The organism is Sorangium sp. KYC3313 (assembly GCF_052075895.1).
GTDB lineage: Bacteria > Myxococcota_A > Polyangia > Polyangiales > Polyangiaceae > Sorangium > Sorangium cellulosum_B.
Window position 1 is genome coordinate 8,469,574 of record NZ_CP197255.1, and the last position, 22,361, is coordinate 8,491,934.

At 71.2% G+C, this 22,361-nt stretch carries 9 protein-coding genes; all 9 read right to left on the reverse strand.

Annotated elements, in window-relative coordinates:
* Positions 1-32: 32 nt before the first annotated feature.
* Positions 33-2,711: a hypothetical protein gene (locus tag ACSRUE_RS32240; RefSeq protein ID WP_441286939.1), complete on the reverse strand. Its 2,679-nt coding sequence runs from the start codon at positions 2,709-2,711 to the stop codon at positions 33-35.
* Between the two features lie 296 nt (positions 2,712-3,007).
* On the reverse strand, positions 3,008-7,309 hold the full coding sequence (locus ACSRUE_RS32245; protein WP_441286940.1) for an RHS repeat-associated core domain-containing protein: 4,302 nt from the start codon (positions 7,307-7,309) through the stop codon (positions 3,008-3,010).
* Between the two features lie 70 nt (positions 7,310-7,379).
* On the reverse strand, positions 7,380-7,952 hold the full coding sequence (locus tag ACSRUE_RS32250; protein ID WP_441286941.1) for a hypothetical protein: 573 nt from the start codon (positions 7,950-7,952) through the stop codon (positions 7,380-7,382).
* Positions 7,952-10,717, reverse strand: coding sequence for a type VI secretion system Vgr family protein (locus tag ACSRUE_RS32255; RefSeq protein ID WP_441286942.1), 2,766 nt, complete (start codon positions 10,715-10,717; stop codon positions 7,952-7,954). The genes ACSRUE_RS32250 and ACSRUE_RS32255 overlap by 1 nt, the downstream gene beginning before the upstream one ends.
* 13 nt (positions 10,718-10,730) lie before the next feature.
* Positions 10,731-13,004: a type VI secretion system Vgr family protein gene (locus ACSRUE_RS32260; RefSeq protein ID WP_441286943.1), complete on the reverse strand. Its 2,274-nt coding sequence runs from the start codon at positions 13,002-13,004 to the stop codon at positions 10,731-10,733.
* 40 nt (positions 13,005-13,044) lie between these two features.
* Positions 13,045-15,270, reverse strand: coding sequence for a type VI secretion system Vgr family protein (locus ACSRUE_RS32265; protein ID WP_441286944.1), 2,226 nt, complete (start codon positions 15,268-15,270; stop codon positions 13,045-13,047).
* 175 nt (positions 15,271-15,445) lie between these two features.
* Complete coding sequence (locus ACSRUE_RS32270; RefSeq protein ID WP_441286945.1) at positions 15,446-16,306, reverse strand: hypothetical protein; 861 nt, start codon at positions 16,304-16,306, stop codon at positions 15,446-15,448.
* 255 nt (positions 16,307-16,561) lie between these two features.
* Positions 16,562-21,469: an alpha-2-macroglobulin family protein gene (locus ACSRUE_RS32275; protein ID WP_441286946.1), complete on the reverse strand. Its 4,908-nt coding sequence runs from the start codon at positions 21,467-21,469 to the stop codon at positions 16,562-16,564.
* Positions 21,470-21,502: 33 nt separating this feature from the next.
* Positions 21,503-22,360 (reverse strand): arsenate reductase/protein-tyrosine-phosphatase family protein, encoded by an 858-nt coding sequence (locus tag ACSRUE_RS32280; protein ID WP_441286947.1) that lies wholly within the window; start codon positions 22,358-22,360, stop codon positions 21,503-21,505.
* Position 22,361: the final 1 nt, after the last annotated feature.

Sequence of the window (22,361 nt, forward strand, 5' to 3'; positions counted from 1 at the left end):
GGCGATGGCCACATCGCCGCGGACGCGCGGGGTCAGCCCTCTTCGGGTCCGGGCCCGATCTCCGAGAACCAATCATCGAGCTCGGCGAGCGTCCTGGCCCAGGCCACGAGCGCGGCTTCACCTCCCAGACGCAGGAGGAGCGTGTCCAGGCACGAGCCGTTGTCATAACGTCGATCGTACGTGAAGAGAGGCGTGATCTCGGCGATCGTGGGGCGCCACGCGTCGGGTGAGGCGCGCTCTCGCCACACGTCGCACAGGCTCTCTTCTGACATCCACGGGAACATGCGGCAGAGCGAGCCGTCGGACTCCTCGGGGGGCTCGTGGAGCGCCTCTTTCACCGTGTCGGCGACGACGGCGGACAAGCTCTCCCTCGCTTCCGGGGAGAGCGACGGGAACACGGTCGCCCACGCAGACAGCCTGTTCGATGCTCGAGCAGCGCCGCGCACGAGCTCCGCGAAGCGAGCCGCGTGCTCCTCGCTCTTCAGCGCCTTCCCTACCATCCCGAGCATTCCAGACGCTTCCTCGTCCTCCAGGTCCGGACGCACGAGGCGCTCCACGTCGAAAAACGAGCCCAGAGCGAGCGCGATCTCCAACTCGGCCTGATGCCGGTCGTCGTCCCGTTCCATCGCGGCACAAAAGCTGGTCGCAAGGTCTCTGTCGCCGAGCTCCACTGCACGGAGAGAGAGCGCCGCGAGCGCATCGTCAATCTGAGAGCCCATGCACGGCAACACCTTCTGGTGAATGTAACGGAGCTCCTCCAGCGTCGCCGATTCCGCCCAGTTCTCGATGGCGCGGCCCTCGCCGCGAAAGGCCTCTGGCGGCTCCGAGAAGAACATGCGTGCCAGCTCCGCGCGGACGTCCGCCGTGACGAAGGAGACGAGCTCGGAGGCGACGTAGTTGCGGTCGGAGACGTCCGTCCGCTCTTTCACCTCCGCGAGGGGAGCATCCTGCACCTCGGCCGCGAGCCACGGAGGCAACTGCCCGCAGCGGAGCGGCCCGAGCGAATCCGCGGATCCTCGCGATTCGCCTTGCCAGCGACGGACGAGCGCTCGGGCCTCGTCGGGAACACATCGGTTCCATTCACTCTCGGGAATATGAAAGAGAAAGCGCTGCGCCGTGAGCGGAAACCGTTCGGAGGACAGCAGCCATCCCATGGCTCGTTGAACGATCGCGCTGGCTCCCGCCGAGGTCCCCAGGAGCCGCTCCGTCAACACTTCGAGGCGATCTCCGAGCTCCGGTAAGGCGGAGATCTGCGCGTCCACGTCTTCGAGTCGCTCAGCGCGGCGCTCCTCGGGGTAGAGCGGCGCCAGCAGGGCAGCCCAGAACGCACGGCGCTCTGGATGGATCCCGGCGAGGCGCCTGGCCGCCAGCAGCAGAACCTCCTCCCGCGCGGGGAAGCGCAACCGCTCGGCGATACGCCGGAGCGCGCCGATCACGAGCGCTTTCACGACACGACGCCATTTCAACTCGCGCAATACGAAGCCTCTGCGGTCTCGCGCGTATGCCGAGGGGGTCTCGGTCGCGCCGGCGGCCTCGATCCCTGCGACGGCGCGTTCTGCTTCGTGCAGAAATGGTGTTGGCCATACCACATCCGCCTCGGACACGGCGGGCCGGACCGCCCTCCACAGCCGCAGCCTGTCTTTCTCGCTCAGCGGCCTGGCGAGTTCGATGCCTGCGCCCGGTCGAAAGATCCCCTCGTGGATGGCACCGCCAACCACGTCCGGGAGAGCGTGCACGAACGAAGTGATGAGCTGCTCGAAGATAGTTCGCAACCGCAGCGCCTGCACCATGCAACGGCCGCGCGAGGCTTCCGACGTCGCTTCGCCGAACGCTGCGTGGCTTCGCCGCCACGCGGCGACGACGAGCGCACGAAAGCCGAACGCACCGCCATCCAGGGGTTCCCAGGCGGCGCGCATCGGCTCGGCGATCACGCGATCGAGCTCTTCCGCCGTGGCATCGTGTCGCAGGAAGTGCATCGCCCCGTATCGAATGACGTATTCCGATCGAGCGACAGGGGCGATGCTCCCTTCGGAGTAGCTATCGAGAGTCGCCCGGACATGTGCGGTCAAGAGCGCCTGACCACGGGCATCGCCCAGATGGCTCGAGCGCAGAGCGAGATCTTTCCCGAGACTTCGATGCAGGAACGCGGCGCCATGGGTTGTGTGACAGAGCCATGGCTCGAGCTTCCGCAACGTGGCAGACACTCGGGTCTCGGCCTGATCGCCGCCCACGATCTGGACCAGCTCTGCCTCCGCTATCGGCCCGCTGGCAGCGCTCAAGACGCACACGGTATCCGCGTCGACGTCACCGGGCAACGCCGCGACGGAGCGCTCCGACGGCATCTCCAGGACGACATCAGACCAATCGTTCAACCAATGAAGGGCCTCACCCCATCGGGCGGCCGTGACACCGGGGTCGTTGTCCGCAGACACCCACACGCGGACGTTCCCGGGCAGGCCCGTTGACCATCCGATGCGCGGCCATACCGCCGGATCGTCGTTCTCGTGGACGCCGTCGAGGACGAGCAGCAGCGGCATGTCGGGGTTCTCGTCACCGTCGAGGATCGGTCGGATGTCATCTGCCACGCGCGGGGCGAGCGCGCGCTCGGATGCCTTTCTGGACGTCAATGCTCGGAGCCGCGCATGCAGCGCGGCGACCCATATCGAGGGATCCGCCATGCCGCTGTGGACCGAGATCGGGATGAACGCCACGCGGGCCAGCCCTCTCCGCATGAGATGAAGACAGAACGCGCCGAGCAGAGCGCTCCTGCCAGAGCCCGCAGGAGCCCTGATCAAGGCCCGCTCACCAGGGCGGGAGCCCGCCCAGAGCTCTTCCAGCGCTGACCACGGGCCCTGTTCGGGCGAGGCGGGAGGACGCGGCTCGCGGTGGAGCCAGGCCGCGACCGCCGGAGAGGCGAGAAGGGCCCGCGTGACGTGCCAGACCGCGTCCGGCGCGCGCTCTAGCCCGGTGAGCAAACCTGAAAACGCAGCCTCTTCGCCGATGCCTGTCATTTTTTCTTCCGGTTTCGGGTCGGATCGGTGCTGACGTCCTCAGGCGGTGCGAACTTCGGATCCGGCGGCGGCGGCGGCTTGTCCGGTCGCCTGTAATTGCCGTGCTCGTCCAGGAATGCGTTCGGATCGCGCGAGTTCTTCTGCTGCGAGCCGTCCGGGTTCAGCTTGGGGACGACATTGGTCGCGGATGGATTCTCTCGCGCCACGTTCTTCCCCGGATCGTTCCTGTCCGGCTCGTAGACGCCATCTTTCTTGTGATCCCACGTTTTCCCATTGTATATGACACCGCCCTTGGCATCATCCGCAGTGAGCCTAGCTCTCTTCTTGGCCTCGTCGGACACATCCTTATTCGGGTCAGCATTGATATTCTCCGGGTGGATGCCCAGCTCACGGAAGACCTGCGCGCAGAACGGGCAAGGCTTCTCCGACGATGCCTTGGGTTTCTGTTTGTTCGAATGTGCCTCAATCTTCGCGCCGCGGCGGTATTCCTCACGCAGCTCGTTCCGGATCCGGGCATTTCGCTCGGCCTCGGACATCTTCGCCCACTTCTCGCAATCCCTGCCGTTCGCATCTTTGCCAAGGCGCTGCCGGATGTCCTTTGCCTGCTGGTTCAACCCGTCGATCTCGGCGCACCTGCCCGCCTTGCTGGACGGGTTCGGCTTGACCTTGCCGCCGGCGTCCAGGTTTCGAGGATCGCTTTCCGGCTTGTCAGGGTCCCTGAATTTCTCGCGGGCGTTCGATACCGCGTCCCTCAGCGCCGGGTCGAGGTCGTCGTCGCTCTGGACGGTCGAGCTCTTCCCCTGGATGTCCGGCAGCGGATTGCCGTTCGCGTCCTTCCGCCCCGTGGTGGTCGAGAACATCAACCCCGTCGGGTCCACCATCTTCGTGGGCCGATTCCCCGCATAGGAGAACCCGTTCTGCCCGCCGAGCAGCCCGACCGGGTCGACGCTGATGTACCGTCCTACCGCGGGGTCGTAGTAGCGATAGCGGTTGTACGCGAGACCCGTCTCGTCGTCGTAGTACTGCCCGAGGAACCGTAGCGGCGTCTCCGTGCGCGCGCCTTCCCGCGGGCGCGCGGCGCCCCACACCGTGCGGTCGAGCTCGCAGGCGACATGCCCGGCGGCGTCGAGCAGGCGTTCCGGCCTGCCGACAGGGTCGTTCAGGTAATAGTACCACTCGGCCGACACGGCGTCGCCTTCGCCGCTCCTGGCGTCCTTCTGCGCCCACGGCGCCGACGTCTCCTCGTCGGTGCAGTACGTCCTCTCCTGGGTGACCCGGGCGCCCTCCGGGCCCCGCTCGCTCTTGATCTCATGAACGAGCGTGTCGCCGTCCCAGATGAACCGCGTCGTGGAGAGCGTGTCCATGCGCCCGCCTTCGTCTCGCCTGACCACGCGCTTCTCGAGGCGTCGGGCAAAGGGATCGTAGACATGCTCGATCCGGACGCCATCGGGGCGCACCACCGCGCTCAGAAGACCCGCGCCGTTCCATTCATAGCTCGTCGTGGCTTCCTGACCGCTCGGCATGACCACACGGCGCTTGATCAGCCTCCCGTCGCCGTCCCACACGTAGGACACGGGGCCGCGCCGAAGCAGCACGTTGCCGCGCCCGTACTCGCGCTCCGGCGCGCCGGGGCCGAGCTCTCGCACGTTGCCCTCCGCGTCGTACCGGAAGTGCTCGCCCTGCCCGTGGACGTCGGTGCGCGCCAGCACCTGCCCGCGCGGATCGTGCTCCCATCGCTCGGCGCCCGAGCGATCGTCGTCGACCGCGGCCACATCGCCCTGCGGCGTGTAGTGAACCGCTTGTCGGAGGGTGAGGTCGTGGGGGAGCGCCCCGATCCAGTCGGGCTGACCTGCAGCAACCACAGGGCCTGCGACGCCGCGAGACACGGTGCGCTGGACCATGCGGTCGAGCCCGTCATAGACGACATCCACACGCCCGCCGCCGGGCAAATAGCGAGCGGTCTCTCGCCCGAGCGCGTCGCGGACGACGCCGAGCTGCTCGTTGCCGTCGAGCGTCACCCGGAGCGCGCGGCCGGCGACGTCGCGCACCCAGGTCTGGTGGTGTCCGCGGGAGGTCTTTCGCTCGATGACATTGCCCATCAAGTCATGTTTCCTCTCCACCGAGAACGTCTCGCCGCCGCCCACCTGCCGCTCGCACGTCACCCAGCCCAGGAGATTGCGCTCGAAGAAGATGTCGCCGGAGGGGCCGTGCGCGGCGATGATGTAATCCAGCTCGTCGTACTCGAACGTCTCGACGCCGCCGTCGGGGTACTGGTGCTCCACGACGCGACCGACGAGATCGTACACATACCCGGTCTTCTCGCCGAGGCCGTTCTCGAACTGCACCACACGCCCCATGGCGTCGTAACGATAACGAAGGGTGCGGCCGTCGAAGGTGACCTCCTCCGAGACGAGCCTGGCGGCGTTCAGGCGGATGCGGTGCACCTCTCCGTGGCTGTTGTGCACCTCGACGAGGCGCCCCTCGCGGTTGTATCGATATTTGCTGATCCGCCCGTCGGGCTCTCGCGTCTCGACGATGCGGTTGTACCCCGCATGGCGGTGCGTGGTGGTGTGGCCGTTCGGGTGCCAGATCGACGTGCAGTTTCCGGACGCGTCGTACTCGTAGCGCGTCACGCCGCCGTCCGGCGTTCGCTCGGATCGGAGGCGGCCGGCGTCGTCGTGGGCGTACGTGACCATCGCCCCCGACGCGTCGAGCATGCTCTGGCGCCGGCCCCAGTAGTCGTACGTGTACTGCGTCACCGCGCCCGTGGGATCGGTCCGCTCGATGAGGTTTCCGTGATCGTCGTACCTGTACAGCGTCTGCCCGCCGTTCGGCGCGACGGTCCGCGTGGTGAGCCCGCGGCGATCGAAGTGCACCTCGAAGGTGGCGCCGATGGCGTCGCGCCACACGAGCCCGCCCGTGAGGCGCCCGGTCTCGATGACGCCCCCGGCAGGATCGACCGCCCTCCGGATGTGCCCGTCGGCGTCCCGCTCGAACGTGGTCACCCGGCCGAGAGCATCCGTGATCCGGAGCTCTCGCCCGCGGGCGTCCCGCTCCCAGCGGGTCGTCGCCCCCGTCGCATCGGTGAACGACAGCAGGTTTCCCCACGCGTCGTACGTGCGGCAGAAGACGCCGGCGGCCGTGACCGCCTTGTCGACGCTCCCGAAGTCGTTTCCGAAGAAGCGCTCGACCGAGATCGAGTCGGCCGCCTCCACATAGTTGTGAGGCCCGTACTCGAGCTTCGTGTGAAAGATTCCCTTGGCGGCCGTGATCCCGTCGGCGAGCACCGCCGGGACGTCGGCGGCGAGGCTCTCGTCCTCGCGCCCCGGGTACGCGCCCCAGGTCTCGACGCACCGCCCTTCCCCGTCATAGACGAAGTAGAAGCAAAGGCCCGTCGGGTGCTCCTGGCACGTCAGGAGATGATCCGTATACGTGTACCTTGTCGCCGCGCCCATCGCGTCCTCGGCGAGCACCAGGTCCCCCGCGTCGTCATAACGGTACCGCGCGAACGGGACCAGCTGGCCCCGGTGCGCCGCGTTCTTCACCTCGAACGACGCGATGCGCCCTTCCCTCGTGGAGCGGACCTCGACCTTGCGACCGACCGAGTCGACGATCTGCGCCAGGACGCCTTCCTTGTAGAAGAACGAGATGCGGTTGTCGTGAGAGTCGGTCTCCGCCGACAGGAGGTAGCGGTCTCGCCAGGCGTGCTCGAAGACGAGCCACCGGCCGTCGCCCCGATCGAGCACGAAGCCGGTCTGGCCGCGGACGAGCAGCCACCCGGAGGGGCCCACCGCCGACTCGCCGACGCGCATCGGCGTGAAGTCGACGTACATGCCGTTCCCGGTCCAGAGCCTCGTCCGGCCGCGGTGCACCTCCACCTCCCACGCGTACGAGTGGTACCAGCCGCGCCCGAGCCCGACGTCGCGGTCGCGCGCGGCGCTCGTGTAGCTGCGGGTCAGCGTCAGCGGCAGCGGGCCCGGCAAGTGCACGTCGGTGACGGGGATCGTGAAGACACGCCCTGTCACGATGTCGACAGGGTCTCCCTTGGAGCCTTTGCCGCTCCCCTTCTTGCCATGATGGTTGGGGCACGCCCCGCCGTTCTGGCCGGAGCCGCAGGCGCCTTTGCCGCCCCCGGACGCGTCGTCGCCCCCGTTCTTGCCGTTCGCGCCTTGCTTGTCCTTGCCCGCGCCGCCCCCGCGGCCGCCGGCCCCGCCGCCGTCACCGCCGCCGCCGAGAACGAAGACTCCGGGGTTCATCCCCGGGATGGCCGGGATGTTGGGGACAGGTGCCGTTCGCATCGCTGTTTCGACGCTCCCTGAGTGAAAGCTATGACAGCCGTGCCTTCCAGCGGGCACGCCGCGCGTGCCGTCAATTCAACCGCAAGAGCCTCCCGACGATCCGGAACAGCCCCCGCGACGCGGCGCTGATGCGGCTGCCCACGACCTCGATGTCGCCGTCCTGGCGAATGCGGACCGCGCCTCGGCCGGAGCGGAGCAGCAGCTCCTGCTCCGCCTCGATGGCGACGGTTGTCGCCTTGAGGTGGAGCGTATGCGGCCGCTGCGTCGTCAGGGCCGCGACGATCAGCGGGGGCTCGCCCTCGCAGAGCTCGACGAGCACGGCGTCGCCGCGGGCGCGGGCGTCGGCGATCACCTCGGGATCGACGTCGGGCGCGATCTGGGCGTCGACGGGCCCCTCCGCGCCACGGACGTGGATCGACGCCTTCCGCCCCGCGATCGACGCGACGCGCGCTGTCCGCATGGCGGCGCCGAGCGGCTGCGCCGTCCGCGCCGGGAGCGGCGCCGCGGCCGGCTCGGCGAGCACGTCGTCGAGGGTCACGCGCGGCGACTCGGACGCCTCCTCCGCCATGGTCCCGGCGTCCGGCTCCTCCAGCGAGAGCGACGCAGAAGCCGCCCGCGATCCACCGTCGAACTGGGCCGCCATCAGACCTCCGAGACCTTCTTCGGCAGCTGGATCTTCGGCGCCAGGATGGTCACGAGCGGGGACGTGATGGTGACGCCGGCGCCGTCGATCACCACCTCGCTGGCGCCGCACTTGAAGACGATGGCGCCCTTCGCCTCCACCTTGTGGAAGGCCCCGATGAACGTCGCGGGCCCCACGGCCTGCACCACGTGCGATCCCTTGAGCTTGTCGACGACCGCGCCGCCCACCATCGCGGTGCGCGAGCCGGTCACCGTCTCGCTCTCGCCCCCGTTGCTGAGGACGACCAGGCCCGTCGCCTTCTCGGTCTTCGAGCCCGTGACGCTCTCGGCGTAGCTGCCGAACGCCACCTGCACTGTCGCGGCGCCGACGTCGATCGTCTTCTTGCCGGTCACGTTGTTGTCGATGTCCTGGATCGCGCCCAGGACCTTCATCGAGCCCACGTCCTCCTTGTGGGTGCCCGTGACCTTGGCGGTCGTGTGCCCGGGCCCCTTCTCGCGGTCGGTCGCGTCGACGCCATCGACGGCGCCGTCCGGCCCGCCGACGTTGGCCGTCGACCCGCCGCCGCCGCCGCCCCCGTCCATGCCGAGGGCCGAGGCGAGCGCCTCCGGCTTCACGAAGACCTTCCCGGCGAGGCTGCTCTGCGCCACGTTCGACGCGATCGAGGCGAGCATGTTGGGCGCCGCGGCGCCCGGCGCGCCGCCGGCGGCGCCGCCCCCGCCCCCACCGCCGCCCATCGAGGCCGCGAGCTGGCTCGCGCCGGGAATGCCCGACGCGTTCGCGATCATTCCGGGCATGCGGCTCATGTCCCCGCCGGCGACAGCCTGCATCGCGCCCGCGACCCCCGCCGCCTTCTGGGTCAGCCCGTTGATGGGCGCCATCACCTGGTTGATGGCGCCGTCGACCTGCCCCTGGACCGCCGCGATCGCGTTGTTGGCCATCACGCTCGCGAACTGCACCGCCGCCTGGGCCGCGAGCGCGAGCATCGCCTCGAGGGGGTTGCCGTCCATCTCGAACTGGTTGCCGCCCACGGTGGTCGTCGCGTTGCCCTTCGCCGTCAGCGCCGACACCGCGTTCACCTCGACGTTGCGGTTGCCTCCGACGCTGATCGTCTGGTTCGCGCCCACCGTGTTCTGCGAGCCCTTCGTGATCTTCGTCGTCTGGTTGCCGCCGACCTCGAGCGACGCGTTGTTCCCGACGACCGACGTCTCGTTGTTGCCGATGTTCCGCTTGGCGTTGTTCGCCGCGACCGTCTTCATGTCGCGCTGGGCGTGCACCATGATCTCCTCGGAGCCCGCCTTGTCCTCGAAGCGGATCTCGTTGGCTCCGCCGCCGCCCGGCGTGCTCGCGGTCTGGATCGCCGTGCGGGTCTTGCCCTCCGGCAGCGCGTACGGCGGCATGGTGACGCCGTTGTAGAGGCGCCCGGTCACGATCGGCCGATCGGGGTTCCCCTCGAGGAACTCGACGATCACCTCCCAGCCGATGCGCGGGAGCATCATCGAGCCGGAGGTCTGGAGCTGCGCGACCCGCATCCAGCACGACGCCTTGTCGTCGATGATGTCGCTGCGATCCCAGTGGAACTTCACCTTGCAGCGACCGAGCTCGTCGGTGTGGATCGCCTCGGTCTGGGAGCCGGCGGGCGCCACCACCGTCGCGGTCTGCGGCCCCTCGATGAGCGGGATCGGCGTGATGCGCCGCGGCCTGTACTTCACGGAAGCCGGCACGAGGCGCGCCCGCGCCCTGGAGCGCGGCGTCGCGCGCTCGCCGCCGAGCGCGTCGTCCTCCTCGTGGACGTAGGTGTGCTTCACCGCGAAGAGGAAGTACTCGCCGTCGAGCTCGCCGGCGTCCGTGATCGTGAGCTTCTGGCCGACCGCGAGGCGCGAGCAGACGGTGTCGATCTCGATCGTGCGCCGCTCGACCTGCTCCTCTTCCAGCCGAATCTGCGCGAGCCGCTGCCCCTCGCTCGGCTCGAAGTAGCCGCCCGGGTAGTCGTAGCGCTCCAGCGCGTCGTTCTCGCCCGACGCCGCGGTCGCCGTGAGATCGAGCTTCGGCCGTTTGAAGTCGAAATCGCGGAGGACGAACTTGCCGGAGCGCACCCGCTCGAGCTCGCGGATCGAGTAGATGGCGTCGCGCTCGTCGGCCGCGCTGAGCCCGGTGCGCCGGCGGAACGGCAGCGCGGGGTCGCCCGCGATCGGCCCGGCGACGGTGCTGTCGTCGTCGAAGACGAGGAGCTCGCCGTCGGCGTCCACCTCGACGAAGCTGTAGACGCCCTCGTGCTCCATGAGCCGCGAGATGAACGCGAGCGCGCTCTCCTGGTACTGCACGCAGTACTCGCGCTTCGGACAGTCGCCGCTCAGCCGCCACGCGACGCGGGTGATCCCGTGATCCTCGAGGACCTTCGCCACGATCTCCTTGGCGCTCATGTCCTGGAAGATCCGCGAGCCTATGCTGCGCGCGAGGAGCGCGAGCGAGGAGACGACGCGGACGGCGTAGCGGACGCCCAGCAGCCCCTCGACGCCGAGCTCGGTGGTGCCGATCGACGTCGCGGCCTCCACCGTGCCCGCGATGACGCGCGGCGCCTCCCCGGGCGCGCCGAAGGAGAGCGCCGCGGGCTTGCCGATCATCGCCTCGAGCTCCTGGTACGTGTGGAGGTACACCTCGACGTCGAGGACGAGCGGCCTGCCGGCCTCGTGGATCGACTCGAAGCGGAGCACCCGGGCCGCGGGGACCTCGTCGATCGTGAAGTGCGCAATCATCTCGCGTGCCACGTTCGCCTCCTCCTCAGTTGTCGAGCACCAGCGCGGCGGTGTCGGAGACGTCGCCGTCGAGCTTCGCGGAGACGCCGATGATCGCGACGCTCGCGGGCGTCAGCGAGAGGATCGACGCGCCCATGACCAGCGTGAGCGCGCCGGTCGCCTCGAAGACGGCGTTGTTCGCCTTGACGAGCTGCGCGCCCCCCGCGAGCTCGGTGTACGTGCCGAGCGAGCTCTCCACGCGGTTCCCGTTCGCCACGTTGACGATCGCGCCGCCGACCTTCACGTTCATCGATCCGCCGACCTGGACGCCGCGGCCCGACTTGACCGCGATCACCTTCGCGCCGGTGGCCGTCTCGCTCCGGTCGCCCTGGACCGTCACCGAGCGGTGCCCCAGCGCGAGCTCGACGAGCGCCGCGCCGACCTCGTGGTTGAAGCCGGCCAGGGTCTGATCCGTGACCGAGCCGACCACGAGATCGATCTGGTTGCCGGACACCGTGAGCGAGCTGTTGCCGGTGACGTCGCGCTTGTGATCCCCGCCGATCTTCATGTCGCGGTTCCCGCCGATCGAGAGCGAGTGATCGCCGCCCATGTCGTCGACGTGGAAGGTCTCGATCTTCATCGACTGGTTGCCCGAGACCGAGAGCGTCTGGTTCGACCCGATGCTGGTCGTCATGCTGTCCGTGACGTTCGTCGTCTGGTCCGCGCCGATCTTCTTCTTGTGGTTGTTGCCGATCGACTCGGTCGCGTTGTTCTTCACCTCGGTGGACATGTCCTTCGAGGCGTTGATGAACATCTCCTCGCCGCCCTTCGCGTCCGACATCCGGAGCTCGTTGGTGCTGCCCCCGCCCGGCGTCGTCGCGGTCTGGAGGGAGCTCTTCCCCGCCTCCTTCGGGAGCGCGTAGGGCGGCGGCGTGAGCGCGTTGTACATGCGGCCCATCACGAACGGCCGGTCCGCGTCGCCTTCTACGTGGCGCACGGTGACCTCCCATCCGACGCGCGGCAGCAGCATCGATCCGCCCGTCGGCACCTGGCTCGTGCGGATCCAGCGGCTCGAGGTGTCGTCCTTCTTTCCGGAGCGATCCCAGTGGAAGGAGACCTTCACCTGCCCGCCCGCGTCGGTGTGGATCTCCTGCCCCGAGGGCCCGGTGGTCATCGCGGTCTGCGTGCCCGGGATCACCTGCTCGCGGGCGCGCCGCGGGGGCCGGTAGCGCGTGGTCCCGGTCGGCACGCCCCAGAACTCGCAGCTCGACCGGAGGTCGCGCGCGCCGTCCTCCGCGCCCGCGCGGCCGGAGAGCTCGAAGCTCCGCGGCCGGCTGCCGGCGATGCGCGCGCGTATGACGAGGTACTCCTGGTTGAGCGGGTCGTAGGGGTGGCCGTCGACCGAGAAGCGCCGGCCCGGGAGCAGCGCGAGCGAGCCGGTCTCGCCGTGCACGACGTCGCGCTCCGCCTGTACCGAGTCGAGCAGCACCTTGGCGAGCCGCTCCGCGACGCTCGCGTCGGCGGTGCGCGCCGGGTGCTCGTAGATCTCGAGCACGTGCTCCCCGGGATCGCTCCCCTCGGCCGACGCCTCCGGCTTCGTCGAGGGCTTCTCCGGGTCGTAGTCGCGGACGAACACCTTGTCGCTCCGCACGGAGACCTCCCGCGAGAGGCGGACGACGCGATCCGCGAAGCCCTCGACGCCGAAGTCCTGGAAGAACGGCAGCGACGTCGCGCCCTCGATGTCCTCGAGGCCGGTCGGCGAGTCGCCGAAGACGAGGATGTCCTCGTCGTCCTTCATGTGGATCGCGAAGTAGATCCCCTCCTCGGCGAGGAGGCGGTGCACGAAATCGAGGTCCCGCTCGCGGTACTGGACCGTGTAGACCCGCGTCGGGTGGGGCTCGGTCACGCGCCAGTCCTGCTGGCCCGCGGGCACGCCCGCGCCCTCGAGGACCTCCTTCACGATGTCGACCGCGCTCTTGTCCTGGAAGATCCGGCAGTCGGAGCGCTGCCCGAGGTTCCAGAGCGCCGGCGCGACCTCGATCCGCAGCGTGGGCACGTCGTCGGGGTCGGGCACGAGCTCGGCGAGGACGATGGTCCCGGCGAAAGAGCGCGTCTGCGTGTCGTCGCTGCGCGACAGCGTGAACACAGCGCGCTTGCCGAGGACCTCCTTCGGCCTCGGCAGCGCCGCCTCGTCGTCGAGCAGCTCGCACTCGAGGCGGGTGAGCTCCGAGAGCTGCTCCGTGAGCTCGAAGCGCAGCACCCGGTAGATCTTGCCCTCCACGCTGAGGGAGGAGATCGCGAGGACATGATGATCAGCCACTCTTCACCTCTCTCTTCACGTCACGAGCGCTCATGGGCCCTCACGATCCGAGCTTCATCGACGCGCCCATCTTGACGACGAGCGCGCCCTTGACCGCGATCTTCGACCCCTTGATCACGACGGGCCCGCCGCCGAGCTTGAGCTCACTGCCGCCGCCCTTGAAGACGCCGACGGCGCCGAGGAGGGTGATGAGCGGCGCCTGCACCACGAGATCGCCGTCCAGCTTCTGGTAATGGAGGCCGCCGACCATGTTGGTGACGCCGAGCGCCACGTGAGAGAGCGAGCCCTTCGTGAGGTGGAGCTCCGCCGCCAGCGAGGTCTGGTCCTTGTTGGCCGTGATCTGCTCTCCGTGGCTGCCATTGATGATCTGCGCCTTCACGGCGCCCACCGTCTCCGTCATCCCGCCGAGGACGTTGTCGTTGATCGAGCCCAGGCTGCCGGAGAGCTGCAGCGCGCCGACCTTGCGGCTCATGTCCCCGGTGATGGAGTGCCTGACGCCGTTCGAGATCGTGATCTGGTTGCCGCTCACCGTGTAGGAGCGGTTGCCGGTGACCTTCTCGACGTAGTTGCTGATCGCGTTGGTCGTGTCGTTGCCGCCGATCGAGATGCTCTGGTTGCCGGTGATCTTGTGCGAGAGCACCGCGCCGACGTCGAGCGATTGATTGCCGGCGACGGAGGTCGAGTCGTCGACCTTCACCGAGCGGGAGCCGTTCACGCTGATGTGCTGCTCCTCGTTGACCGTCACCTCCTCGACCTTGTCGTTCTTGATGGTGACGTTGAGGTCCTTCTGGGCGTGGATGCCGAACCCCTGGCTCCCCGCGGTGTCGGACATGCCGATCTGGTTGTGGCCGCCAGCGCCCGGCGACGACATGCTCTTGAGCGTGCCGGACGCCTTGGCGGCGGGGAGCGCGTCGGGCGGCGTCTTCTCCGCGTTGTACGTGCGCCCGAGCACGAGCGGCCGGTCCGGATCGCCGTCGAGGAACGCGACCGAGACCTCCCAGCCGACGCGGGGGAGGATCATCGAGCCGCCCATCGCGATCTGCGAGACGCGCAGCCAGCAGCTGGAGGTGTGGTCCTGCTGGCCCTGCCGGTCCCAGAAGAAGCGGACCTTGATGCGGCCGTACTTGTCGACGTGGATCGCCTGCTCCTGGGTGCTCGACCCGGTGACGACCGCCGTCTGGATGCCGCGGATGCGCGGCCGCCGCGCGCGGCGCTCGGCCGCGAAGGGCGCGCCCTTGGGGACGCCGCGGAAGTGGTTCTCGACGTCGTAGTTCGCCACGCCGCCGGTGAGCGTCTGGTTGCCGCGCGAGACGAGGCGGGTGACCACGAACTCGCCGTTCAGGCACGGCTCCGCGGCGCCCTCGACGGCGAACGACTCGCCCACCTTGAGCCCGGCCGCGCGGCTCTCGCCCTCGCACACGTCGGCGTCGGCGGAGAGCTCGCGCATGCGGGCCTCGGCGCGGCGGGCGCCCACGCTCCCCTTCGTGAAGCCGGCGGGGTACTCGAAATAGGGCAGCGCGATGGCCTCCTTGCGGGGCAGCGCGGACTCCGGCTTCACGTCGGGCTTCTCGAAATCGTGGTCCCGGAGGTGGACGAGGCTCGTGCGCAGCGCGCGCGTCCTCGTGAACTTGGCGAGCGGCAGGCTCCCGGGCAGGCCGCCCTGTGCCATGCGGAAGCTCACCGGCAGCCCCTCCTCCACCTCGAAGGCGGCGGGGTCGTCGGTGATGATCATCGTGTGCCCGGCGGCCTCGTGCCGGAAGTAGTAAAAGAGGCCGTTGTCCTCGAGGAGCCGCGAGACGAAGTTGAGGTGCGACTCGCGGTACTGGACGATGAACTCGCGCGGCTCGTACTCCTTCGCGATCCGCCACTCGACCTTGTCGCCGAAGCCGGCGTCCTCGAAGACCGACTGCGCGACCTGGACGATCGTCTTCTCCTGGAAGATGCGGCACCCCTCGCGGTGCGCGAGCGCGGCCAGCGCGGGTCGCAGGCGGACGTCGAACTGGCGGCTCTCGCCCACGATGTGCGCGAAGCCGGCGCGGTCCACGATGCCGTCGTACAGCCGCTCCTGGCCCGACGTGTCGACGACGCGCAGGCAGAGGCGGCTGCGCAGGCAGTCCTCGACCCGGAACGAGGCGTCCAGCGTCGCGAAGCGCACCTCGACCGTGTAGGGCGTGGAGATCGCCTCGACGGCCTCGAAGCGGGTCACGGCGACGTCCGCGGGGAGCTTGTCGCCCTCCAGGGAGAAGGTGGCGAAGGTAGCGGCCATTGGGGGCATGGTAGGCGATCGGCGGACGGCGCCAAGCCCCGGCGCTGGAATGCGACGCGGTGCCGACGCAGGGAGAGGGGCGTGGGGGGCGGATCGTGCGGACCTCGGGGCGGCGCGTGCACGGGCCGCTCCTCCCGAAGCGACCTTCACCCTTGCGCAAGCTATGCGCTGACCGTCAATCGCGGGTGCGGTAGCGGGCGAGATCTTGGGCCGTAGCCTCGCCGGTGTAGAAGCCATTCGTGACCCACACCGCGCGCAGCCCCGACTCCTTGACGAGCCCGCGGAAGAGCGGCACGTCGCTGGTGCTCGGCGCGGGCACGCCGAGGGCGGGCTTGCCGTTAAGAGTACGCACGGTGTGGTTGTGGAGGACGACCCAATACTCCCAGCCGGCGGCCACGTCGCGGCGGACCTCGTCGAAGCCATAGAACGCCTTGGGCGGGAACATCGAGTCGCTCGCCCCGAAGTAAATCTTGAGCTGGGGCCGGCCGCCGACCTCGCGGAGCAGGATCGACGCGATGAACGCGGTGGGCTGAGTGAGCTCCGAATAGCGCGCGTCCTGGGCCGCGAACAGGGCTGCCTCGAGGCAGCGGATAGGCCGGACGCGACCTGCGTCGCCGTACATCAGCGCGGCGTTCTCGTCCTCGCGGCGCCATAGCTCGCGCTCGGCGTCGTCGCGCGGCTGGGGAGAATCGGCGACCGGACGCTCGAGGTCACCGCCGGCCGCCGCGATCGCCTCACGATATGCCAGGTACCCGGGCGCGCTCGGAAGCACCTCCTCGAACAGCACCGGAGCGGCCGGCACCTCCCATACCTGCAACACCGCGTTGCCCTCGCGATGCACCACCATCGGCGCGCCGGGCAGCACGCACCTCGGCGGCGGTGCCTCGGCGGTGCCCGCGACGGCGGCGGGCGAGGGCAGCTGGGGGCCTCCGCAGGCGGCGAGGAGGAGCAACTGGAAGAGCGTACATCGCGGGCTCACGGCCGGGATCGTGGCACGGAAGGAGGCCGCGCGCGCGGCGATCCGAGTTTGTGTCAAGGCGATCTCTTCGTCGAACGCTTCGCCTTCAATGGCGCCGCCTCACTGGAAAAGCGACGCTACTATCAACAACCGATCATGCATTGAAGGGGCCGCCTCTACTCCACAGCCTGCGGGCGCGCCGAAGCCGTGCCCTCGCTCGATGCGTATAAATGAACCCCTATGGCCGGGTATCGAACACGACTTCAGCCGTGTGCGCCCGTGTGCCCCTGCGCCGGTGCGGCCTGAGAGTGAACCGGTATCCGAAAGCGCCGATCACTCGATCACGATAGGCCGCGCCGGGACCACCGCGCGCGGCAGCTCCTCCTGCGCCACCCGGGCCTGCGCCTCGGGCGCCGTCACCTTGCCGGCGAGCGCGAAGCGCACCGGGATCTCCACCAGCGTCGCGAGCCGGCTCGCCTCCAGGGAAGCGCGCAGCGCGAGGACACCGTTCACCTGCCGCACGCCCCCGAGCGGCGCGGCCAGCGACACCCCTGGCGGAAGCGGGACGCGCACGTCGACCTCGACCGGGCGGCCCAGCGTGTGGCGCAGCGAGACCGCGAGCTTCCCCGTCGTTCCCGCGCGCGGGCGCTTCGGCCAGGAGATCTCCGCCTGCACGGGGCTCGCCGCCGGGGCCGGCGGCCGGCTCCAGCGCCGCAGCGCCGGGCGCTCCAGGCGCGCCACGACCGCGGGCCCCGCTGCCTCGACCGTCACCTCGGTCGCGCCCGCGTCGAGCGGCACCACGAGCCGCCCCGACGGCCCGACCTGCACGTCGCGGCGCGCGCCGCCCGACGTGACCGTGACCCGTGCCACCCCTCGGCCCTCGCCCCCGTGGGCCAGGAGCGCGCGCACCACCGCGCGCGTGCTGGCCGGCGCGCCGTAGCCGCCGCGCACGTCGCGCTGCACGCCCACCCAGCCGAGGAGCTTCGCGGGTGGCGCCGCGCTCCGGCCGAGCCCGGCGGCGCGGAGGAGCGCCGCGTAGACCACAGCGCGCGCGCTCCGATCCTCGGCCTGACCCGGCGGCAAGGTGACGCCGCCGGTCGGGAGCAGCGCCACCCAGGCGCGCAGCCGGTCCGCCACGTTCGCGGCCAGCGCCGCCCGGTGCGGCCGCTCCGCGAGCGCGAGCAGGACCCGGGCGAGCGCCACGCGATCGCCGCTCCGGATCACCTCGTCCAGCGTCCTCGTGACGAGCGCGTCCCAGCACGCGTTCACCGCGCCCCCGGCCGGCGAGGGCTCGACCTCGAGCGCGTCGAGCGCCGCCGCGGGCTGCAGGGGCTCGGGCGGGCAGCGCACGTCGATCTTCGGCAGCTCCTCCGCCACGGACGCGGGCGCGAAGGTGCGCGCCCGGAGCGCCGGAGGCCAGGAGACCAGGTCCTTCTTGCTGCCCTTGTACGCGAGCAGCCGGCCCACGGCGCGGCGGCCGATGTCCTCCGCGCGCGCGGCGAGCGGCGCGCCCTCGCCCCCCCGCGCCGCGGCCCAGCGGCGCACGAGCGCCGCGACCTCCACCGCGTCCGCCATCGCCCCGGCAGACGAGAGCCGGTCGGGATCCATCGCCTCGAGCGCCGCGGCGAGCGCGCCCGCGAGGCCGCGCTCGACGACGAGCCGCGGGCGGCCGGTGGGCTGGTAGCGCTGCGGGTCCGCCGCGACGCGCAGCGTGGCCGTGGCGCCGCCCTCGACGACCCGGGCGATGTTCAGGTCGGTGGGCTCGCCCGCCGGGCGGACGTCCCACGCGTGCACGAGCGCGTCGCCCGGGGTCCCCTGCGCCTTCAGGGCGACCGCGAGCTCCGCCCGCCCCGCGCGCAGCGCCCGCACCCGCGCGCGCACCGGGGCCGCGCCCCCCGCGGGCACGTCGACCGCCACCGCCCGGCGCCGCGGGTCCACGAGCGCGGCCACGCCGCGCGCCGTGAGCTCCACGCTCGCGCGGAGCGGCCTCGGCGAGCGGTTCCGGACCGAGATCTCGACGTCGACCTCGTCGCCCTCGACCCACGCGGCGCCGGCCTCCACGCGCGCCGAGAGCGGCTGCGCGGTGGGCACGTCGAGCGTGGCCGTGGCCGGCGTGGCGCCGTCCGGCACGCCCACGAAGACGAGCCGGAAGGTCGTCTCGACGTCGCCGAGCGGGACGCGCATCCGCAGCCGGCCATCCTTGTCGGTGCGCTGGGGCGGCGACCAGAAGAACACGCCCCGCGGCGCGCCGGACGAGGTGCGGTGGGATCCGCCCAGCTTGCCGTGGCCTTGACCGAACCCGGCGCCGCCCGCGCCCACGCCGGAGAGGCCGAGGCCGCCCTGGCCGATCCCCTCGCCCAGGGACGTGCCCGTGAGCTCCTCCAGGAGGCTCTCCCACGCCGACACCGTGGCGTCGCCGACCTCCATGTCGAACTTCGCGTCGACGAGGCGATCCTCGCCGACCGCCCTGGCGTACGGCGTGCCCGAGCGCAGCACGCGCTCGAACGGATCGCGCACGTCGTCGCCCGTGCCGATCCGGCCGTCGGGCCCGGGCGCGTGCAGGGCGAAGCCGCGCCGCACCGTGAGGAACGGCGCGGGCGGCGCGGTCGTCGGGGTGAACTGGATCGTTCCGCCCCAGGGATCGAGCAGGAGCGACTCCTCGAGCTGCGCGTCGCGCACCAGGCGGCGGAGCAGCGCGTTCGGATCGCGGAGCGCCGGCTCGTCCGGGTCGAGCAGGCGCTCGCGCCGGAACGCGCGCGCCGCGGCGAGGACGCGGAAGAGCTTGAGGCGGGTGACGCGGCGAGCGACGTGATCGAACGTGACCTGCGGGTCCACCGCCAGGAGGTCCGCGAGCGAGAGCGGCTCGCCGCCGGGCGTCTCGGGGGGCGCATCCATGGCGGCGGTGACCAGGGTCATCAGCTCGGGGTTCCACGCATGGGCGCCGCCCGGCCCGCGGCGGCGCACGTCGCGCAGTCGCTCCGGGTCGCTGGTGGCCTCGAAGACCGCCCCCTCGAGCGAGCGAAGCACCTGGCCGAACGCCTCGTCGAGCGCCGCCCGCGCGGAGCCGGCCGGATCGTTCGCCGGCGCGATCGCCTCGCGCGCCCGCGCGCCGAGCTCCGCGCGCCGGAGCGGATCGAGCGCGGGATCGCCCTGGAGGAAGGCGCCGCAGCGCTCGGGCTCGACCATGCCCTGGCAGAGCCGCGCGCGCGTGTCGAGCGCCGCGAGGCCGCCGACGCTGCCCCCGCCGTGCAGGTCCACGACGACGGCCGCGACGGTCCCGGGCAGGCCGCGGTTGCCCCCGTCGGTGAGCGCGAGGTCCACGTCGATGGCGCCGCGCGGGGCGGCGCGACCCCCGGTCATGCGGGCCTCGAGCCGAGGGAGCACGCGCGGCGTGACGAGCACCGCGCCGCCCGCCTGCCGCGCGGCGGCGCGCGGCCGGGGAGCGGCGGCGCTGAGCGTCCAGACGCCGGCCGCGCCCTCGGGCAGGCCGAGCGCGCCGCCCTCCGGGCCGCCGGCGATCCAGGCGCTCGCCGCGCGGGCCGAGTTGCCGGCCTGGACGATCACGCTCCAGCCGGCGCCGTCCGCTGCGCTGCCGCCCTCCGGCCGCCGGCCCGCGCGCGGACCCGCGCCGCCGGCGTCGATCACGCGGAGCGCGAGCGCGTCGCCGGCGCGGGCGAGGAGCCGCTCGGGCCGGAGCAGCGCCGTGGCGTCGCGATCGACGGAGACGCACAGCGCGAACGGCTCGCGCCGCGACGCGAGCGCCGGGAGCTCGCCCGCGGGCCGCACGCGCACCGCCGCCGCGACGCCGCCCGCGCACGGCCCGACGTTGCGGAAGGCCCCGAGCTCGACGGGCGCGTCCCAGGTCACCTCGGCCTCGCCGTACGCGTCGGTGGTCACGGCGGCCTGGAGCCCGTCGCCCTCGACGGTGAAGGTGCCCTGCACCGGCTTCCGCCGCGCATCGCGGACGCGCAGGAGCATGCGCTGAGCGACGCCCGGAACGATGGCGCCCGCCTCCGGGAGCAGCGCCGCCTCGGAGGTGGGGCTCTCCACGGAGACGGTGGCCTCGCGCTCGAGCTCGTGCCCCTCGAACGTCGCGCGCGCGACGACGCGCAGCGTGGTCCCCGCGCCCTGCACCACGGTGGTGGGCGCCACGGCCGCGCCGCGGACCTCGCCGGCCGCGTCGGTGCGCGCGGGCGTCGTGAGCTTCTCCCATGCGGCCCAGTCCTCGGGCGGGCTCGTGCCCTTCGGCCCGGTCCAGGTCCGCACCGGCAGCCCGGCCACGGGCTGCCCGGCGCCATCGCGGATCCGGATCACGTAGCTTGCGCGATCCCCGGCGCGCAGGTCCTGCTCGGACCACTCGGCCAGCATCTGCGGGGCGCCGGGCGTCTCTTCGCGCGGCGAGAGGGAGATCTCGGCGGCGTTCGACGAGGCCCCCGCCGCGCTCCGCGCGCGGGCGCGGAGGATCCAGCGCCAGGCGGGCTCGTCGATCCAGGGGACGGGCACGCGCGTCATGGCGACGCCGGCCGCGTCGGTCGTGACCACGGCCGTGTGCCGGGCGACGCCGCCCTCGAGCAGGCTGACCTCCACGGGGACCCGAGGGGCCGGCTGCCCCGAGGCCTGGCTCTGCACCGTGATCCACGCCGACATCGCGCTGCCCGGCACCACGCGCGTGTCAGGGACGTGCAGGTCGACCTGGAGCGGCGCGAGTCGGTGCACGGTGAGCGTCCGCGTCCGCTGCCGGTCTCCGGCGCGGACACCGAGCAGCAGCCGGAGCTCGCGCTCGGGCCCCTCCGGGATCGGGACGTCGAGGTGAGCGCGCCCCTTCGCGTCGGTGGTGACCCGCACGGGCGGCGGGACGGCGCTGACCTTGCCGAGGTGCTCGGGATCCCACGTCGCCTCCACGGTGGCCGCCTCGAGCGGCCGGAGCGTGATCGCGGTGGGGAAGCCGAGCGCGAGGACCTGGACCGGCAGGGTGGCGCCGGGCGCGCCGCGGTCGGGCGCGTGAAGGAAGAGGTCGAGGCCGCGGGCGACCGCGTCGCGGCCATCCGTGGCCGCGTCGGAGGTCGCGGCGGCGCCGAGGGCGGCGACGAGGAGGAGGCCGGCGAGCGGAAGGGAAGGCCTGGGCATGGTGCCTTTCGACACCGCCAAGGGGAGCAGGTTCCTGCGCTGCACGGCCGCCCGGACCGCGCCCGACCCGAACATGACGGCGACGAGGAGCGCGCTGCCCAGCAGCTCTCCCATCACCGGTCAGAGCCAGGCGGGGCCGCGCATGCGCTACGCCAACGCCGTGGGTTCGAGGTTCTCCGGCTTCTCGGCGAGCTCGTCCGGCGTGAGCCGGGCGTAGATCTCGACGAGGTTGCCGTCAGGGTCCTCGAGCCACAGTTCGTGGAGCGGCGTGCCACGCCAAGTCGTGCGCGGCGGCTTGCTCACCGTCAACCCGGCGGCCGTCGCGAGCTCGTAGGACCGAACGACCGCCGCCTTGCCAGCGACGGCAATACCGAGGTGGTAGAGCGTGTCTCGGTGCAGCTCCTTGCCGTCGGAGACGACGAGCACGAAGTTCGTGTGCAGCTCCGGCCGAACGAACGTCGAGTAGCGATGCGTCCACTCCTTCGGCTCGGTGCCGAGGAGCCAAGCGTAGAAACGCGTGCTCTTCGCGAGATCCTTCACGCGCACGCTGGCGTGGAACTCCTGCGCCTGTGGCCCCTCGGGGAGGTCGAGCAGCGCGTCGAGCACCTCGAGCCTCGCCAGGATCTGGTCCCGCGCGGTCCGGAACCGCGTCAGCATCTCCTCGCGTGGGATCGACGGATCCTTGCTCGCCGGATCCTGAATGGGCCAGTGCAGCCGGCGCGCCTTGCCGAGGAAGACCGGGCAGACCTCCTCGGCGCAGAGCGTGATGACCGTGCCCACGGTGGCGGCGTCGATCGTCTGCACAGACTTCGAGTGGTGCGTCGTCAGGTCGACCCCGACCTCGCGCATCACCTCGATCGCGTACGGGTTCACCTTCGACGGCTCACTCCCCGCGCTCTGCACGGCGATGCGCGCGCCGAAGAGCTTGCGAGCAAGGCCCTCGGCCATCTGGCTGCGCGCCGAGTTGGCGACGCAAAGAAAAAGGATCGTCTTGCCGATGTTCATC

Excerpts from the sequence above, each read along its gene's own strand:
- ACSRUE_RS32245 (WP_441286940.1), bottom strand. The coding sequence starts at position 7,309 with ATGCGAACGGCACCTGTCCCCAACATCCCGGCCATCCCGGGGATGAAC.
- ACSRUE_RS32275 (WP_441286946.1), bottom strand. The coding sequence starts at position 21,469 with ATGGGAGAGCTGCTGGGCAGCGCGCTCCTCGTCGCCGTCATGTTCGGG.
- ACSRUE_RS32265 (WP_441286944.1), bottom strand. The coding sequence starts at position 15,270 with ATGGCCGCTACCTTCGCCACCTTCTCCCTGGAGGGCGACAAGCTCCCC.
- ACSRUE_RS32280 (WP_441286947.1), bottom strand. The coding sequence starts at position 22,360 with ATGAACATCGGCAAGACGATCCTTTTTCTTTGCGTCGCCAACTCGGCG.
- ACSRUE_RS32250 (WP_441286941.1), bottom strand. The coding sequence starts at position 7,952 with ATGGCGGCCCAGTTCGACGGTGGATCGCGGGCGGCTTCTGCGTCGCTC.